The sequence below is a fragment of the Thiothrix sp. genome, assembly GCF_028714775.1.
Taxonomy (GTDB): Bacteria; Pseudomonadota; Gammaproteobacteria; order Thiotrichales; family Thiotrichaceae; genus Thiothrix.
In genome coordinates, this window is record NZ_JAQTLS010000025.1 from 1 (window position 1) to 16,650 (window position 16,650).

General features: G+C 55.7%; 18 protein-coding genes and 1 pseudogene. 11 read left to right on the forward strand and 8 right to left on the reverse strand.

From position 1 onward, the window contains the following. From PHE17_RS18255 to PHE17_RS18290, 8 genes and pseudogenes are all read left to right on the forward strand, one after another. Positions 1-354: pseudogene (locus tag PHE17_RS18255) on the forward strand (hypothetical protein); the annotation flags it as partial. 184 nt (positions 355-538) lie between these two features. Continuing rightward, positions 539-895 (forward strand): hypothetical protein, encoded by a 357-nt coding sequence (locus tag PHE17_RS18260; protein WP_301017348.1) that lies wholly within the window; start codon positions 539-541, stop codon positions 893-895. A 49-nt stretch (positions 896-944) separates the two neighbouring features. Beyond that, the gene (locus PHE17_RS18265; RefSeq protein WP_301017349.1) at positions 945-1,361 is read left to right on the forward strand and encodes a hypothetical protein; all 417 of its coding nucleotides are present in this window, start codon (positions 945-947) and stop codon (positions 1,359-1,361) included. A gap of 11 nt (positions 1,362-1,372) precedes the next feature. Continuing rightward, entirely contained in the window at positions 1,373-1,924 is a 552-nt protein-coding gene (locus tag PHE17_RS18270) for a hypothetical protein (protein ID WP_301017350.1), read from the forward strand. After that, a complete protein-coding gene (locus PHE17_RS18275; protein ID WP_301017351.1) occupies positions 1,921-3,057 on the forward strand; it encodes an HlyD family efflux transporter periplasmic adaptor subunit in 1,137 nt (378 codons plus the stop codon). Before PHE17_RS18270 ends, PHE17_RS18275 begins: the two co-directional genes overlap by 4 nt. A gap of 9 nt (positions 3,058-3,066) precedes the next feature. Continuing rightward, entirely contained in the window at positions 3,067-6,171 is a 3,105-nt protein-coding gene (locus tag PHE17_RS18280; protein WP_301017352.1) for an efflux RND transporter permease subunit, read from the forward strand. 33 nt (positions 6,172-6,204) lie between these two features. Then, a complete protein-coding gene (locus PHE17_RS18285; protein ID WP_301017353.1) occupies positions 6,205-6,720 on the forward strand; it encodes a hypothetical protein in 516 nt (171 codons plus the stop codon). A 29-nt stretch (positions 6,721-6,749) separates the two neighbouring features. Continuing rightward, a complete protein-coding gene (locus PHE17_RS18290; RefSeq protein WP_301017354.1) occupies positions 6,750-7,523 on the forward strand; it encodes a DMT family transporter in 774 nt (257 codons plus the stop codon). 79 nt (positions 7,524-7,602) lie between these two features. Here PHE17_RS18290 and PHE17_RS18295 read toward each other — a convergent pair whose 3' ends face one another. The 4 genes from PHE17_RS18295 to PHE17_RS18310 are packed head-to-tail and all read right to left on the reverse strand — an operon-like array spanning position 7,603 to position 10,320. Next, the gene (locus tag PHE17_RS18295) at positions 7,603-7,734 is read right to left on the reverse strand and encodes a hypothetical protein (RefSeq protein WP_301017355.1); all 132 of its coding nucleotides are present in this window, start codon (positions 7,732-7,734) and stop codon (positions 7,603-7,605) included. Between the two features lie 50 nt (positions 7,735-7,784). After that, positions 7,785-8,513 (reverse strand): class II glutamine amidotransferase, encoded by a 729-nt coding sequence (locus PHE17_RS18300; RefSeq protein WP_301017356.1) that lies wholly within the window; start codon positions 8,511-8,513, stop codon positions 7,785-7,787. A gap of 2 nt (positions 8,514-8,515) precedes the next feature. Beyond that, the gene (locus PHE17_RS18305) at positions 8,516-9,673 is read right to left on the reverse strand and encodes a cysteine desulfurase family protein (protein ID WP_301017357.1); all 1,158 of its coding nucleotides are present in this window, start codon (positions 9,671-9,673) and stop codon (positions 8,516-8,518) included. Further along, positions 9,670-10,320 carry a metalloregulator ArsR/SmtB family transcription factor gene (locus tag PHE17_RS18310; RefSeq protein WP_301017358.1) on the reverse strand — a complete coding sequence of 217 codons (651 nt, stop codon included), beginning with the start codon at positions 10,318-10,320 and terminating at the stop codon, positions 9,670-9,672. Before PHE17_RS18310 ends, PHE17_RS18305 begins: the two co-directional genes overlap by 4 nt. A 102-nt stretch (positions 10,321-10,422) precedes the next feature. Between PHE17_RS18310 and PHE17_RS18315 the strand changes: the two genes are divergently transcribed. Together PHE17_RS18315 and PHE17_RS18320 are read left to right on the forward strand one after the other, a co-directional pair. Continuing rightward, complete coding sequence (locus PHE17_RS18315) at positions 10,423-11,232, forward strand: sulfite exporter TauE/SafE family protein (protein ID WP_301017359.1); 810 nt, start codon at positions 10,423-10,425, stop codon at positions 11,230-11,232. 266 nt (positions 11,233-11,498) lie between these two features. After that, complete coding sequence (locus tag PHE17_RS18320) at positions 11,499-11,657, forward strand: Uma2 family endonuclease (RefSeq protein WP_301017360.1); 159 nt, start codon at positions 11,499-11,501, stop codon at positions 11,655-11,657. A 341-nt stretch (positions 11,658-11,998) separates the two neighbouring features. On the opposite strand, the gene cfa is transcribed toward PHE17_RS18320, so the two are convergent. From cfa to PHE17_RS18340, 4 genes are all read right to left on the reverse strand, one after another. Next, positions 11,999-12,829, reverse strand: a complete 831-nt coding sequence (gene cfa, locus PHE17_RS18325; RefSeq protein ID WP_363320145.1) for a cyclopropane fatty acyl phospholipid synthase — start codon at positions 12,827-12,829, stop codon at positions 11,999-12,001. A gap of 3 nt (positions 12,830-12,832) precedes the next feature. Further along, positions 12,833-13,177: a hypothetical protein gene (locus tag PHE17_RS18330; RefSeq protein WP_301017361.1), complete on the reverse strand. Its 345-nt coding sequence runs from the start codon at positions 13,175-13,177 to the stop codon at positions 12,833-12,835. After that, positions 13,174-14,445, reverse strand: coding sequence for a glucose-1-phosphate adenylyltransferase (locus PHE17_RS18335; RefSeq protein WP_301017362.1), 1,272 nt, complete (start codon positions 14,443-14,445; stop codon positions 13,174-13,176). The genes PHE17_RS18330 and PHE17_RS18335 overlap by 4 nt, the downstream gene beginning before the upstream one ends. Positions 14,446-14,618: 173 nt before the next feature. After that, on the reverse strand, positions 14,619-15,488 hold the full coding sequence (locus tag PHE17_RS18340; protein ID WP_301017363.1) for a hypothetical protein: 870 nt from the start codon (positions 15,486-15,488) through the stop codon (positions 14,619-14,621). A 494-nt stretch (positions 15,489-15,982) separates the two neighbouring features. Here PHE17_RS18340 and PHE17_RS18345 point away from each other — a divergent pair, with 494 nt between their 5' ends. Then, positions 15,983-16,627, forward strand: coding sequence for a recombinase family protein (locus PHE17_RS18345; protein WP_301017364.1), 645 nt, complete (start codon positions 15,983-15,985; stop codon positions 16,625-16,627). Positions 16,628-16,650: the final 23 nt, after the last annotated feature.

The window sequence follows — 16,650 nt, forward strand, 5'->3', positions numbered from 1 at the left end:
CCATCCCACCGCACCGTAACGCTGGCAGGCATCATCGTACTGGCAACCGCTGCCAAGGGGGCCATAGCCGCATCTGCTGCACGAGTACCCGAATACAAACTGGCACTGGCAGCAGACGGCAAAACCTGCCAACTGACGGTGATCTCTTCCGTAACACCAAAACCAGACATCAGCCTGACTGGGCAAGTACCCCTGACAGCAAACAGTGAGCCGTTTAATGCTGCCCCTAACTCCGCCAACACCAATCCCGGCAACCAGTTTACCAACTTGGGTGGGGGGCTGTCAGTGAAAACAATTACAAAGGCAACTATGGCGTCCCGGTTGTTTGCCCGAAATAACCCCCCTGTAACGTAGCCAACCACTTTTAAGGCCGAGTACTTCGAGGTTCATGATCGTTTTCATCCTGTGGATCATGAACAGGTTACGCCAGTCCGTCAGGCTCATTTTATGCTGGAATCACGCACACGCTTCAAGCCCATTTTATGTTGGAGAAGGCGGGTGCTTGCATTGCATCACGGTACTGTTTTACGATGCGTACATGAAGAAACCAGCCGTCCACCACTTATTGTCGTTCCTGCTTGCCTGCGTCCTGCTGGCACAGATGGCTGTGGGCGTGGCGGGGTGGCATATCGACTTTCCACCTGTGGCACAAGACAGCCAAACGGCGCATTGTACGGTGATGGAACAACACCAAGCCACCCACCACGCCGGGGAGCAGGACACCGTAGGGGAACACCATCACCATTGCTGCCATGCCACACCGGGCAGCGTTGCCGTTCCTGTTACGTCCTTGGCGTTACCACAAACAGAGCCTGCCGCACTGATCCCCGCTTTTTCTGCTGAACCCTACCGCAACCCGCTGGCTGACCTGCTGATTCGCCCACCGATAGCCTGAACCTAATTTTTCAAAAAAATATATTTTCAAATAAGTTCAGGAATATACCATGAAAAGTTTACTGTTTGTGATGCTGCCATCACTGCTGGTTGCTGGCTGTGCAACTGTTTTTGAAAAAGCTGCCCCACCACCTCAAGGGATTAATGTCGATGGCGCATCCAATGTCGTGTTTGAGCAGGTACATATTGAGAATACGGCGAAGGGTACTGGCAATATCAAAGGCAATTTATACCGGGCTGGGGCTAAACCCATCAAATCGGGTCACATTGATTACAAAGTCACTGATCAACAGGGACGTATGCTTGATGAAGGGCAAACCCAAATTTCCACCCTCACCCCGTTTTTACTGGGGCGTCACATAAAACCTCGAAAACCTGCTCATTTCATTATTCATTTGAAGCAGCCTTGGCAGCCCGGTTTACACCGTATCAGCATCATTTGGCACGACAAGCCCCACCAACTGTAAGGCGGAAAACCATGCGAAAAATGCTTGCAGGCTGCTTATGCAGCCTGTTGTTCGCCTGTGCCGCTGTTGCCGGTGATGGGCATGACCACGGCGAAGAAAAAGCCGCTGCTGCCCCTGCATCCCCCGCTGCGTCGCGTCTGGTGATGGAGTCCACCCAGTTTGAACTGGTAGGCACATTGGAAGGGGACGGCTTGCACCTGCACCTCGATGACTACGCCAGCAATGCCCCAGTGACCGATGCCAGCGTGGAACTGGAGCTGGCAGGACAACGCATTAAAGCCGAACCAGAAGCCGATGGCAGCTACCAAGCGGCGTTGGCAGAACCGTTCCCAGAAGGGGAATACGCGGTGATGGCAACCATTCTGGCAGGTGAAACCAGCGATTTGCTGACTGGCGATCTGGATGTACACGCGGCGGAAGAGATGCACGCCGAGCCGACCGCAACAACATCCCCCAACGCTGGGGGCTTCTTGTTGTGGCTGCTAGGATTGGCGGTGGTGGCAATGGCTCTGGTGGTGTTCACCTTGCGGCGTGACCGCCAACAACGGAAGGTGCAAGCATGAAACCAGCCCTATTGTTCCTGATCGGTGCATTGCTGTTACCCGCGCTGGCAACGGCGGGCGATGGTCACGACCACGGCGAAGCCGCCCCGACCGCTGCCAACCCCAATGCCCCGCAACGCCTGCCGGATGGCAGCGTTTTCTTGCCGAAAAAGACCCAACGTTTCATTCAAGTACGCACGCAACCTGCCAAACTCGAAACCTTGCCGCGTAGCCTTATCCTGAATGGTCAGGTGGTGGCGGGCATGGATGCCAGTAGCAAAGTGCAAGCATTACAAGCCGGACGGCTCGACATTGCCAACGGTAGCCTGCCAGCGATTGGCGACAAGGTGGAAAAAGGGCAAATCCTCGCCACCCTCACACTTGCCAAAGACGCACAGGAAGGCACCAACCAAGCCGCCGAAGCTGCCGATTTGCAGGAACAACTCAAACTGGCAGAACTGGACTACCAGCGTTTGCAAGGGCTGGGCGACCTGATTCCGCGCCGTGAAGTGGATACTGCTGCTGCCACAGTACGCAGCCTGCAAGCCCGCCTCGCCGTGTTCCGCAAAGGGGCAAAAGGCGTTACCGAAACCGTGCGCTCCCCCATCAGTGGCATTGTCAGCGTCAGCTACGCCGCCAACGGACAAGCCGTACAAGCAGGCGACTTACTGCTAGACATCATCGACCCCAGCAAATTGCAGGTAGAAGCCGTCACCTATGACCCCGCCTTACCCGCCAACATCGCCTCCGCTAACGTCACCATCGGCAAGCAAACCCTTTCACTACGCTACCAAGGCAACAGCCAACAATTACGCCAACAAGCCCTACCCCTACGCTTCAGTTTCTTACCCCCTTCACCCCTTGCGGGGGAAGGGCTGGGGATGGGGGGTTCTCCCCTCGCCGCAGGCTCCCCCCTACAAGTCACCGTACAAACCCGCGAAACCCTGCAAGGCGTAGCTGTCCCTGCTGAAGCCCTCGCCCGTAACCCCAGCAACCAAACGGTGGTATGGGTCAAAACCACGCCGGAACAGTACGCCCCGCGAGTGGTGCAATACCAGCCGCTGGACGGGGAACGGGTGATGATTACCGCAGGTTTGCCAGACGGTGAGCGCGTGGTGGTGCAAGCCACCAATCTGATTAACCAAATCCGTTAGGAGGCTGCCATGTTTAACTGGTTATTGAACGCCAGCCTCGGCAACCGCCTGCTGGTGCTGGTGGCGAGTGCCATGCTGATGATTTACGGCGCGTTGCAACTGCCGCAAACCGCCGTGGATGTCTTTCCCGACCTCAACCGACCTACTGTTACGCTGATGACCGAAGCGGGTGGCATGGCTCCTGAAGAGGTGGAACGCCTGATCAGTTTCCCGCTGGAGACTACCCTCAACGGCTTGCCGGGGATTGAGTCGGTACGCTCGGTATCCAGTGCCGGGTTGTCGTTTGTGTACGCGGTGTTTGACTGGGATACCGACATTTACCGCGCCCGCCAGATGGTCAGCGAACGGCTGGGAGCGATGGAAAGTGGTTTGCCTGCTGGGATTGTGCCGCAAATGGGGCCGGTGTCGTCGATCATGGGGGAAATCATGATGGTGGCAGTGCCGATTGACCCCGCCAAAATTGACCCAATGGCAGTCCGTGAGTATGCCGACTGGGTGTTACGCCCGCGCCTGTTGTCGATTGCTGGCGTGGCGCAAGTCATCCCGATTGGCGGGGAAGTGCGCCAGTTTCAGGTACAGCCGGATATGCGCCGCATGACTGATCTGGGGATTAGCCTTACGCAGTTGGCGGATGCGCTGGAAGGGTTTGCCAATAATACCTCTGGCGGGTTCATGGAACTTAGCGGCAAGGAATACCTGATCCGTCACATTGGGCGCACTTCCAGCCTTGAGGATTTGCAGAACCTTGCGATTACTGCCACGGCGGGGCAACCGATTTTGCTCAAACAGGTGGCAAGCGTCACCTTTGCCCCCAAGGTCAAGCGCGGGGATGCGGGGTTTAACGGTCAGCCTGCGGTGATATTGGGTATTCAGAAACAACCCGATGCGGATACTATCCAGCTCACCCAAGCGATAGAAACCGCGTTGGAGTCGATGAAAACCAGCCTGCCGCAAGGCATGGCAGAGCCGCGTGTGACCTTCCGCCAAGCCAGTTTCATTGAGGCATCCATCGGCAATCTGGAACACAAGTTGATATTGGCATCACTGCTGGTGATGGTGATTTTGTTCCTGTTTTTGGGGAATTTCCGTACTACGTTAATTTCATTAATGGCAATTCCGCTGTCGATTTTGTGTACGGTACTGGTATTCCGCTATCTGGATTTGTCGATCAATACCATGACGCTGGGCGGCTTGGCGATTGCGATAGGGGAACTGGTGGATGATGCGGTGGTGGGGGTCGAAAATGTGATTCGCCGCTTGCGTAATAACCGCTTGCACAAAACCCAACTTGCGCCCTTGAAGATCGTGTTGCACGCCACGCTGGAAGTGCGGTCGGCGATTGTGTACGCCACCATTATTGTGGTGCTGGTGTTTTTGCCGCTATTCGCCTTGCCGGGGATGGAAGGCAAATTGTTTGTGCCGTTGGGCATTGCCTACATCACCTCGATTCTGGTGTCGATGTTGGTGTCGGTCACACTGACGCCCGTGATGGCGTATTACCTGCTCCCGAACATGAAACAGCTTGACCACCCTGAACCGTGGCTGGTGCGCTGGCTCAAGCGCGGTTATGCAAGGTCGCTGGAAACCGTGCTGGATTATCCGCGTACCCTGCTTGGCATGGGGTTGGTGGCGGTATTGCTAGCGGGTAGCCTTGTGCCGTTCTTCCCGACCACGTTTTTGCCACCGTTCAATGAAGGCACATTGTTGGTGAGTGTGAGTTTGACCCCCGGTGTGACCTTGGAGGAGTCGGTGGGCATTGCCGCCAAAGCCGAAACTTTGCTGCAAGCTGTGCCGGAAATTACCCATATCGGGCGGCGTTCCGGGCGTGCCGAACTCGACGAACACGCAGAAGGGGTACACAACAGTGAGTTGGACATTGGCTTGAAACCGTCAGAACGCCCAATGGAGGCGGTGTATGCCGACATTCGCGCTCGCCTTGCGCCCTTGCCAGTGAGTGTGAGTATCGGGCAACCCATTTCACACCGTATTGATCACATGCTGTCGGGTGTCAAGGCGCAAATTGCCATCAAGCTGTTTGGTGATGACCTCGACACGCTCCGCGCTCAGGGCGAACGCTTGCAGCAAACGTTGGCTACCGTTGAGGGCGTGGCAGACTTGAACATGGAAAAACAAGTGCTTGCTCCGCAAATCAAGGTGTACGTGGATTATGCGGTAGCGGGGCAATACGGCTTGTCGGGTGCGGCGTTGTTGCGGGAACTGCAAATGCTGGTGGATGGCGCAACCATCAATGAAATCGTGGATGGTAATCGCCGTTTTAAGCTGGTGTTGCGCTTGCCGGAGGCGGCACGTTCCACCACGCAATTACAGGACTTGCTGATCAGTACCCCGTTGGGGCAAGTGCCGTTAAGCAAACTCACTAAGATTGAGGAAAGCGACGGCCCCAACCAAGTGGCGCGGGATAACGGGCAGCGGCGTATTGTGCTTTCTGCCAACGTGCAGGGGCGTGCCTTGTCGGAAGTGGTCATTGACATGCGGGCAAAGCTGGCGGCTTTCCCACTGCCTGAGGGCTATTTCGTTACCATCGGTGGGCAGTTTGAAGCGCAAGAGCAAGCGGCGCAACGCATCACGCTATTGGCGGCGGTAGCGGCATTGCTGGTGTTTTTGACCCTGTATAGCCGTTACCAATCCACGGTACTAGCCTTGCTGATCATGGCAAATATTCCGCTGGCGCTGGTGGGTAGCGTGATTGGGCTGTGGCTGTCGGGGCAACCGTTGTCGGTCGCGGCACTGATCGGTTTTATTACGCTGGCGGGTATTTCCACCCGTAACGGCATTCTCAAGACCAGCCATTACCTCAACCTGATGCGGCTGGAGGGGGAAAACTTCAGCCGTGCGATGATTATCCGGGGTTCGCTGGAACGCTTATCCCCGGTGCTAATGACGGCATTGGTCGCGGCGTTCGCGCTCATGCCGTTGTTGTTTGAGGCGGAACAGCCGGGAACGGAAATTCTGCACCCCGTAGCGGTGGTGATTTTCTCCGGGCTGATCAGTTCCACCTTGCTGGATACCTTTTTGACCCCCTCCATGTTCTGGCTGTTTGGACGCAAACCGACGGAAAAGCTGCTGAATTCGGCAGAAGAGGGCGCATTTTAACCGTTTTTATTCACGTAACTAGGGAATAACACAATGGCTAATCACACACTGAATATCTTGCTGCTGACGGCGGCATTGAGCTTTGCCACTTCCCCACTGCTGGCAGAAGAAGCCCCCAAAGACCCGCCCAAACACGGCGAAGCGGGGCATAACCATGAAACCGACCACGGGCAGGAAAAGCCTGCGGAACACGATCACGCCGATGACGATACGCCGCACCACGGCGGCATTGTGGCTACCGTGGATGATGTGCATCATGAACTGGTAATTGCTGACGACGGCAAAGTCAGCCTCTACGCGGAAGGTTTGCCCACAGGCGACGCGCTCAAAGCGGTCAAAGTGCGCCTGACCGTGTTGAAAGGCGCGGAAAAGCAAGAATCCGACATGACCTTGGTAGAAGGTGATGAAGCTCACTTTGACGCAGCGGCGGATGTGAAACTGGTCGCTGGCGACAAAGTAGTAGCACTGCTGCAACCGGCTGAGGGTAAACCGCGTATGGCGAAATTTGAGATTCCAGCGGAAACACCCACAGCCACACCCAGCAAGTAAGCCCTAACATCGCCCACAAGGAAGCTGCTATGCCATTAACACACCGCTTTTTTCAAACTGGCATCCCCGCCGCCTTGGGTGCAGCCGCCTTGTTCGGGGCAGGCACACCCCTTGCCAAACTGCTGCTGGCAGGCATCAGCCCGTGGATGTTGGCGGGCTTGCTTTATCTTGGGTCTGGGCTGGGTTTGATGCTTTACCGCCGTTTAAGCGGTGCTACTGCCGTCAAGTTGCCCAAGCAAGAAAGGGGATGGTTTGCGGGTGCAATTATCGCGGGGGGCATCATTGCCCCTGTCTTGCTGATGCTGGGGTTGACGGGTATGCCTGCTTCCGGTGCATCACTGTTACTCAATGCGGAGGGGGTTTTCACGGTGTTGTTGGCGTGGTTTGCCTTCCGTGAAAACGTTGACCGGCGGATTGCGCTCGGCATGTTGGCTATTGTGGCAGGTGCATTGGTGTTGAGTTGGCCGGGGAAAGCACGCTTTAGCGGTTTATGGCCTACCCTCGCGGTATTGGGTGCGTGTTTCGCGTGGGGACTCGACAACAACCTGACCCGCAAAGTGTCGCTTAACGATGCAACGTGGATCGCTGCCGTCAAGGGGCTAGTGGCGGGAGCGGCCAACTTGACGTTGGCACTTGCCGTGGGCAATTTGCTGCCTGCCCTGCCCTTGATGGTCGGCGCAATGTTGTTGGGCCTGTTGGCTTACGGGGTAAGCTTGGCATTATTTGTGGTCGGCTTGCGCCATCTTGGTACTGCCCGTACCGGGGCTTATTTCTCGATTGCGCCTTTTTTGGGGCAATTCTAGCGTCATGCTGTTGGGTGAAGCAGTCACACTGCCGTTGTTGGTGGCGGGCTTGCTGATGGTGCTTGGCCTTTGGCTGCACCTAACGGAACACCACACCCACGCGCACCAACATGATGCGTTGGAACATGAACACGCCCATACCCACGACACTCACCATCAGCATGAACATGATTTTCCAGTCACTGGCGGCGAACCGCATTCCCATGGGCATAGGCACGTACCCCTGCGGCATGAACATGCACATTTCCCCGATGCGCATCATCAGCACTTGCATTGATGGGAGGTAAAAACCATCCTGCCAGAACGGTAAACCCGCAGCTCCCTTGGCGCAAAGGCAACCCAGTTTTCATCTCCAGACAATGGCTCGGTGGCAATCATGGCACTGTTGGACTGTTCCTGATAATGCAGGTGGTCATGACCGTAGGCGATCAGGTATTCCCCATCGGACAACAGGAAATTGAACTGCCCGTGTGAGGCGATCAGTTCGCTGACCGCCGCTACTGTTGTGAATGGGGCGGCACTGTCAGCATCAGGAGTGTGCCGGGTAGCTTCGGCAATGTGGCTCAACAAGTGGCAGAAGGCATATTCCGAATCGGTTTCCCCTGAAGGCTGGCAAATGGGGCAAGTGTTGGCCTGTTCCATCCCCACAATATCCGGCACCAAACCATTATGGGCAAACACCCAGCCCTTGCCGCAGCAGGTGCGCTGGAATGGGTGGGTATTGTCCAGCGTATTGACGGGCGGGAATTTTGCCTTGCGTATATGCGCGATAATCAGGCTGGAACGCACCGTACCGCACAGTCTCTGGAACAAGCCACTTTGGTGGGCGGGCAGTGGCTCTTTGGCGAGTTGGAATACCCCATCCCCCCACCACGTCAGCCCCCAGCCATCCGGGTTATCTGCCGTCAGGCCACCGTGCCGCCGGAGTTCACACAGCGGTTCTTCAGCGTGTATGGGGTTTGTCGCCGACAGCCCAAACAGTTCACACATGGCTATAACTGCCCCCATGCGGCGGACAGCATCCGGGCAGCCGTTCCGACCTCATCCAGTGTGGTGAAACGCCCCAACGACAGGCGCACCGCAGCGGCTGCACGTCCGGCGGACAGCCCCATTGCCCCCAATACCCCTGAAGCTGCGTGTTGCCCTGCATGGCAGGCAGAACCCGTGGAAGCCGCCAGTTCCGGGACGGCAGCCAGCAACCGCCAGCCTTCGACACCGGGGAAGGAGACATTCAGCGTGCCGGGCAAGCAAGCATCGCCCTGCCCATTGACCAGCAGGCCGGGGATGGCAGCCGCAAGGCGGCGCTGCAAGGTATCCCGCAACTGGCGCAGGCGTGCCATTTCTGCGTCCAGTTCCAGCTTTGCCAGCCGTGCCGCCTCACCCAGCGCAACGATATGCGGGACATTTTCAGTGCCGGGGCGCAAGCCGCCTTCATGCCCTGCCCCGAACTGGATGGCGGCAAGCGGTGTACCGCTGCGCACGAACAATGCGCCCACCCCTTCGGGGGCATAAAACTTGTGCCCTGCCAGTGTCAGCAGGTCTGCCCCCAGTGCATCCACGTCCACCGGAATTTTGCCCACCGCTTGCGCGGCATCCACATGCACGGTAGCACCCACCGCATGGGCAAGGTCAGCCAGTGCGCGGACGGGCTGGATGCTGCCGACTTCGTTGTTGGCCAGCATCACCGACATCAGCGTTGTACCTGCGCTGATGGCGCTGGCGGCGGCTGGCAGCAGCACTTGCCCGCCAGCATCCACGGGCAGCAGCGTAAGCTGCCAGCCTTCCCCCGCCAGATGCTGCATGGGTTGGGATACCGAGGGGTGTTCAATGGCGGAACAGGCCAGCTTGCCACCCACCCCGCCAGCGTTACCGCGTACCCGCGCCGTGCCAAGGATGGCAAGGTTGTTGGCCTCAGTGGCGCTGCCGGTGAAGATGATTTCCTCTGCCTTTGCGCCAACCAGTACAGCGACCTGCGCCCGCGCTTCTGCCACCGCTGCCTTGGCGCGATGCCCGTAAGGGTGGTCGGAGGAGGGGTTGCCGTAACCGCCCCGCAGCCACGGCAGCATGGCTCCCACCACCCGTGGGTCAACCGGGGTAGTGGCGTTGTAATCCAGATAAATGGGGTTGCCAGTCTTTGTGCCCATGTTCATGCCCCCACCTCCAGTGGCAATCCTTGGGTGCGCCATTCTGCCACGCCATCTTCCAGCCGGATGGCGTTGAAACCTTCTGCCCGCAGCATTTCTACCGCCTCCACCGCCATCAGGCAAAACGGCCCACGGCAATAGGCGACGATGGGCTTGTCACCCGGCAATTCTTCCAACCGTTTTTTCAGGTCTGCCAGCGGGATGGACTGGGCGTAAGGGAGATGCCCGGTAATGAATTCGGTACTGGGGCGCACATCCAGCACCAGCACCTCGCCTCCTTGGGCCTGTGCCAGCAGTTCCGAACGCGACAGCGGGGTAAGTTCGTGGGCATGGGCGGAAAGTTTGGCAAGGGCAACGCGCAAATCCACCAGCCGGTCTTCCGCCAAGGTGCGGATCGCCACCCAGAAATCCGCCACTTCCTCACTGGCGAGGCGGTAGATGGTGTTCTTGCCTTCCTTGCGGGCTTCGACCAAGTGCGCCTGACGCAATTCCTTGAGGTGTGCGCTGGCGAGCTTGAGCGAAATGCCCGCTTCGGCGGCGAGGCGTTCGACTGGCTTTTCGCCTTGGCACAGCAGTTCAACCAGTTCCAGCCGTTTGGGGCTGGAAAATGCCTGACCGATGCGGGCGACTTGCCCATAGAGGGTTTCTTTCACTTGCGTTCTGTCCTGCTGGGGATTAGTCTTATAATCTAACGATCGTTGGATTGTTTGCAATCTTTTATTTCTCGTGTTTCCCTGTTTCAGGAGGGCGGTATCATGTCATTCTCTACTATTCTCGCGGGGCTGGCTACCGGCATGGTGCTGGGGCTGTTTGGCAGCGGCGGCTCAATCATTGCCTTGCCCGCGCTCATTTACCTGCTGCACGTAGACCCGAAATCGGCGATTGCCATGAGCCTTGGGGTAGTGGCGGTGACCGCTACCATTTCGGCACTGGAACACTGGCGGCGTGGCAATGTGGACTTGCGGGTGTCACTGGTGTTTGGGCTGTTCGGCGTGATGGGGACATTTGCCGGGGCGCGGCTGGGGATTATCACGCCCGTGGTGGTGCAGTTGGGGCTGTTCGCGCTGGTCATGTATGCGGCGGCGTGGCGGATGTTGAAACCTGCACAGATACCACTTGCTGCCCCAGCGACGGACGGTGGGTTGCTGGTCGGTGCGGATGGGACGGCAGTATTGGCGTGTCAGCACTTTTCCGACCCTTGCATGAGGCATATCGCCCTGCATGGCATTGGGGTGGGGGTACTCACTGGGCTGGTGGGGGTGGGCGGCGGTTTCCTGATCGTCCCGGCACTGGTGCTGCTTTCCCGCGTGCCGATGAAGCTGGCGGTGGGGACTTCGCTGGCGATTGTTGCCGCCAAGTCGTATGCCGGGTTTGCCGGGTACATGGGCAGTGTGCCGGTTGACTGGGCGGTGATGGGCGGGTTCACGGCGGTGACAGTGGTGGGCAGTTTCATTGGCATCCATTTTTCCACCCGCTTCTCACAGGCACTGTTGAAAAAGGCGTTTGCGTGGTTCTTGGTGGTGGTGGCAACCTATATCCTGTTCAAAAGCGTGTTGGGGGTGTGAGGTGAACCCGGCTGATTATGACTCATGGTACAGCACCCCGCGTGGGCATTGGGTTGGGGAGGTAGAACTGGCACTGCTGTGGTAGTTGCTTGCCCCAGTAGGAGCCGGTCAAGTGTTGGATGTGGGCAGTGGCACAGGCTGGTTCACCCGTCAGTTGGCGGCACGTTTGCCCGGTAAGGGGACTTGAATCAAAAGCCGAACATAGGCGGACAATTTAGCCAGCGGTAGGTGTCAAGTCCCATTACAACACATCCCATTGCCTGATTGTGGAAGTGCTTTCTGGTAGTGCTGCCCATAAAGGCCGCACCGAAAAGTTGGCAGGTTATCGCCTGATCCCTGCATTGCAGGAATACGTCTTGTGTTCACAAAATGTGCCCCACGTCGAGGTTTACCGGCGTAGCATGGAATGGCACAAGGAAATTTAAACGGAAAGGCAAAGGTTCATGTTGGAATCTGAAGTGCTTTTACCTTCATGCTTAGTTGACGCCGCAGTTACGGCGAACGGCAGCAGCGAGATGGGCATGAGCCATTTTGCCCTTTCCGGGTAAGTCCTCTTCCCTTACTCCGCCCATTCCCTTACCAGCCCTTTCGCCCTTTTATTGGCCCTTTCCCTTTCGGGGCAAAGGTAGGTGGCTCCACTATTCCCAATACCGTACATAAGTACATGAGCCTAAGTTTTCGTGTATTCGTTCTCGTGAAAATCAATAAGTTATATTCCTTTGATGCGCGAAAATTTCAGGCTAGCTACTTAACTTGAACAAAAACATCACCTCGGTGCATCGTAGCGTGGCCTTGGCCGGTTCCTATGGCGCAACACAAGCTGGAACAATTGCAGTGACCCAGAGCGGAATGCCCCCGCGCAGCTTGCCAGATAATAAACCCACATCCGCCGGAATTGTTCGCTGTAGTTTGCGTTCAGGAGAGGCCATGCCTGTTCAAAACGCTGTAGCCAAGCCATCAGGGTGGTGTCGTAATCAGGCCCGAAGTTCTGTACATCATCGACCAGAAAATGCTGTTCAGCAGCCACTACAATTTGAGCCAAGGAAGGTATTTTTCCATTCGGGAACGCATAGCGCCCAATCCACGGGTCAGTCACCAACAAAGAGCGGTCAGTGCCGATGGTATGCAGGACAGATAGCCCCCCATCCTTTAACACACGGTGGATCACCCCAAAATAGGTGGGATAGTTTTTAAGCCCAACATGTTCAAACATCCCGACCGAAACAACCTTATCAAACCGTCCCTCCAATAATCGGTAGTCTTGCAGCAACACCTTGACCGGCAACCCTTTGCAACGCTCAATAGCAAGCGCCTGCTGTCCTTTTGAGACGGTGATCCCAGTTACTTGTACGCTGTAATGTTCGGCTGCATAACGGGCGAAACTGCCCCACCCACAGCCAATGTCCAGTACATGTTCCCCCGCTTGCAACTCCAGCTTGCGGCACAGCAAATCCATTTTGTTGGCCTGCGCCTGTACGAGATTGTCCGCACCTTTCCAATAGCCGGATGAGTAGCACATTGTTTCACCTAACATCGCAATGAAGAGGTCATTGCCAAGGTTGTAATGGGCATCCGCCACCTGATAGGAACGCCCCACCGATTACAAGTTAAACAAGCGGGCACGTAACGCTTGCAGCCAGAATTCGGGGTGGTGCTTGAGCGTTTCGTGAAGTTCTGCCTGTATTAGCCGCGAAACCAACCCGTCAATAGCAGCACAATCCCACCACCCATCCATGTAGCTTTCGCCCAACCCCAACGAGCCTTGCCGGAGTACCCGTGCGTAAAAACGGGGATCGTGGACACACACATCAAAGGCACGTGCCCCTCCCACTTCAATCCCTGCTGTTGAAAAAAGCTGGCGGACAGCATGTTCATACGCTGTGATGCTACGGTGCTTGAACCTGTTGCCCTGCCCCAAAAAATCCCTGATAGCTTGCGTATTCATATAGCCTCCAGCATCCCCCGCGTAACCAATACAACGCTATCTGTTGTGACCCGGAAGCGCTGGCGGTCAAGGCCAAGGTCTTCCCCAATCACCATGCCATCAGGAACTATAGCCCCCTTATCAATGATGGCCTTGGTGATGCGGCAGTTTTTACCAATACTGACCCTCGGCAAAACCACACTATCCTTCACCTCGCTATGGCTCCCGATCATTGTGCTGAAAAATACCAACGAACGTTCGGTCAGCGCCCCAGACAAGACACATCCTCCTGATGTCAGCGAGTCAATAGCCCCGCCCCGCCGACCATTATCACCCGCTAAGATTTTGGTGGGCGGGCAATGGTGTTGGTATGTCCAAATAGGCCAATCGTAGTCATACAGGTTCAATGGCGGGATGGTGGAACACAAATCCACATTGGTCTGCCAGTAAGCATCCACCGTCCCCACATCACGCCAATAAATGGGTTCACCATCATCACTGCGGAACGGAAAGGCCAACACTTTGGCACAATGGATAATTGAGGGGATAATGTCGTTAATAAAGTCATGCGAAGAACGGGATTTTGCCGCATCCTCATACAGCAGCCCATACAGGAAATCCCGCGAGAAAATGTACACACCTGTTGGAACCAACACCCTATCAAGCTGTGCTGACACCCCATCCAGAACAGGGGGGGGCTTCGTAAAACGGGTGATACGCATATTGCCATCCACTGACAGGACGCCGGAACTGCTAGCCTGCCCCACTGGCATATCAATGCAGCCTACCGTCGCATCGGCTCCTGACCTGACATGCATACGGAGCATTTTGGCGTAATTCATGGTGTAAACATGCCCACCATTCACCACCAACACATAGTCATGATGATGGCGTTGGATAATATCCAAGTTTTGGAACAGGGCATCGGCAGTCCCTTGATACCATCGTTTTTGTATTGTGCGCTGTTGGGCTGGCAGAATTTCAATGAACTCACCGCTACCTGCCCGCATGAAACCCCACGCACGCTGCAAATGACGGATCAGGGAGTGTGATTTGTATTGTGTCAGCACACCTATGCGGCGGATACCTGAATTCACACAATTGGATAAGGCAAAATCAACGAGACGGTAGTTACCGCCAAAATGGAGGGACGCCTTGGCACGCCATGCGGTCAACTCCCCCAGACTGGCACCCTCACCGCTCGCCAACACTAGCGCCAGCGTTTTACGGGTCAGTTCTACGGCATCATTGGGTTTTCCCTGATAATGCTGCCATCTGTCCACTACCATCGCCTGCCCTCCCTAGAGGTAGGAACGATCCCATCGGGCTAGCCTGCCAGCCAAAACGCCAAGGGTTATGGTTATGTGAAGCCAAGACAACATCAGGGCAACTGATGGGAAACCAGTTGCCCTGATGGGGGTAATAGGCTGGTCAAACTGTCAAACCAACAAACTCCAGTACCCTAAGCCAGCTTTGCAACCAGTTTTGCGACAGCCGCAGCCTTGCAGGCACAGCACCATGGTTTATACCATTTGCACCCACAGCACCCATTCCATTGCCCCACAAAGGCATTCCATGCATTAATTGCGGCAGGCCCAGCAGCGACAACACAAGCGGTGCAAGCACTCCAGTTCCTAGACCAGCATACCCCGACGCAAGGGGCAGCAATAGCCGCCTCTGCTGGGCTGAGAAAGAAATCTCCAATAGCCGATAAACTGGTGTTAAAGCAAGAATTATCCTCTGCCACAGGCGCTACACCAAGTGCCAAAACGTCAGGCATAAGGGAAGATGTCGGCCCAACCCTCAAATTCAACAAACCGGGGGAAAGGCGCTCATAGTTGCGGATGGCTCCCGGTGAGAGTGTCCCCTTGAATTCGCTCCGTTCCGAGGGGGTCATCCTTTGCAGCAGTGATTTGTCGAGCAGAATATCACCGGCCTTAACGCCGGAATCAATGGCCTTGAGTTTTCCTTCCAATAACGCAGTACGTTGTTCGTGTACTTTCGCCATTTTCTCGAAAGCTCCAACTAAGCCAACGTTTCCTTCACGCCCATTCGATTTGGCGGCTTTCAGTGCCTCAGATGAGGCTAGGTCAAAAGCTGATTTCATAGATTCGGCGTAGGCATACATGGACTGATCCATACCCTCATCGCCCAACTTAACCAGTTTTTGGGACTTGATCCGGCTCAATGTACCCTCAATTGAGGATAACTTGGTCTCATTAGCCTTCAGCATTCCGGCAAATTCGGTATCAGTGACGGCCCACGAATTCTGGGCAACAAGCATCAGTAGCCCCGCAAGGAATGTATATGACAAGGTATTCAGCAGCTTCATAAGAAAACCCTCCCTCTCACTCTAAAAACAACCATGTGGTCAAATGCCACATGTCTAAGTGTAGCCCAAGCAGTGAAATATTGATCAGCGATGAGGCACTATCCCCTTATTTTTTGACGACTAAGGAGAGGCGGCAGATTTCGTACATTACTTTGGCAACTCCCCATTAAAAATTAAGCGGATATGGGCGATGCGGGGTTCGCCTTATGGTGCTGAAAATTGACCATTGCAGTTCGCCCTGAATGTCTTTCAGACATTTAATATTTATGGGACATTGTGCGCATAACATGATGGGCACTGTTACAATAGCGGCTAACTTTGCCCATCCCGCCAAAGATGTAAGTTTGGCATTGCGGATGCGTTGGACACATGTATCTTGGTCGGGTCAATTTGGGTGTAACCTTAAAGAGCCACCCTAAACAATGGTAGCCAATAAGCACTTTTACGGTTTAAATTGGCTAGGTTTATTTTAACCACCCAAAATGGCTGACCCTATGACAAAACCACCCCTAAAAGTTGCCCGAATCTATTTGCGTGTCAGCACAGAAGAACAGGATTTGACCCGCCAAATGTCCATCGTGGACAATACCCGCGCCGCAGGTTGTTATGTCGCTGGCATCTACCGGGAGAAAGCATCAGGTGCGCGAGCCGACCGCCCGGAGTTGCTGCGGATGATTGCAGACCTGCAACCCGGTGAAATCGTTGTGGCAGAGAAAATCGACCGCATCAGCCGCCTGCCACTGGAAGAAGCCGAAAAGCTGGTGGCCTCTATCCGTGCAATGGGCGCAAGGCTTTCCGTGCCCGGCATTGTGGACTTGTCTGATCTGGTTGCTGAATCGCAGGGGGTTGCGAAGATAGTCTTGGAATCCGTACAGGACATGCTGTTGAAGCTGGCGCTACAAATGGCGCACGACGATTACGAGGATCGGCGTGAACGGCAGCGCCAAGGCGTGGTACTGGCAAAGCAGGCAGGAAAGTATACGGGCAGGAAAGCCGATACCGTGATCCATGACCGTATCACCACCTTACGTGCCAGCGGGCACAGCATTGCCAAAACAGCCAAGCTGTCCGGTTGCAGCATAAGCCAAGTTAAGCGGGTATGGGCGATGCGGGGTTCGTCCCACGGAATTAAAGAATAGGGATATATGGAATCCTTCTGTAC

Coding starts and splice junctions, on each gene's coding strand:
- PHE17_RS18260 (WP_301017348.1), top strand. CDS start 539: ATGAAGAAACCAGCCGTCCACCACTTATTGTCGTTCCTGCTTGCCTGC.
- PHE17_RS18265 (WP_301017349.1), top strand. CDS start 945: ATGAAAAGTTTACTGTTTGTGATGCTGCCATCACTGCTGGTTGCTGGC.
- PHE17_RS18270 (WP_301017350.1), top strand. CDS start 1,373: ATGCGAAAAATGCTTGCAGGCTGCTTATGCAGCCTGTTGTTCGCCTGT.
- PHE17_RS18275 (WP_301017351.1), top strand. CDS start 1,921: ATGAAACCAGCCCTATTGTTCCTGATCGGTGCATTGCTGTTACCCGCG.
- PHE17_RS18280 (WP_301017352.1), top strand. CDS start 3,067: ATGTTTAACTGGTTATTGAACGCCAGCCTCGGCAACCGCCTGCTGGTG.
- PHE17_RS18285 (WP_301017353.1), top strand. CDS start 6,205: ATGGCTAATCACACACTGAATATCTTGCTGCTGACGGCGGCATTGAGC.
- PHE17_RS18290 (WP_301017354.1), top strand. CDS start 6,750: ATGCCATTAACACACCGCTTTTTTCAAACTGGCATCCCCGCCGCCTTG.
- PHE17_RS18295 (WP_301017355.1), bottom strand. CDS start 7,734: ATGCCCATGGGAATGCGGTTCGCCGCCAGTGACTGGAAAATCATGTTC.
- PHE17_RS18300 (WP_301017356.1), bottom strand. CDS start 8,513: ATGTGTGAACTGTTTGGGCTGTCGGCGACAAACCCCATACACGCTGAA.
- PHE17_RS18305 (WP_301017357.1), bottom strand. CDS start 9,673: ATGAACATGGGCACAAAGACTGGCAACCCCATTTATCTGGATTACAAC.
- PHE17_RS18315 (WP_301017359.1), top strand. CDS start 10,423: ATGTCATTCTCTACTATTCTCGCGGGGCTGGCTACCGGCATGGTGCTG.
- PHE17_RS18330 (WP_301017361.1), bottom strand. CDS start 13,177: ATGAATACGCAAGCTATCAGGGATTTTTTGGGGCAGGGCAACAGGTTC.
- PHE17_RS18335 (WP_301017362.1), bottom strand. CDS start 14,445: ATGGTAGTGGACAGATGGCAGCATTATCAGGGAAAACCCAATGATGCC.
- PHE17_RS18340 (WP_301017363.1), bottom strand. CDS start 15,488: ATGAAGCTGCTGAATACCTTGTCATATACATTCCTTGCGGGGCTACTG.
- PHE17_RS18345 (WP_301017364.1), top strand. CDS start 15,983: ATGACAAAACCACCCCTAAAAGTTGCCCGAATCTATTTGCGTGTCAGC.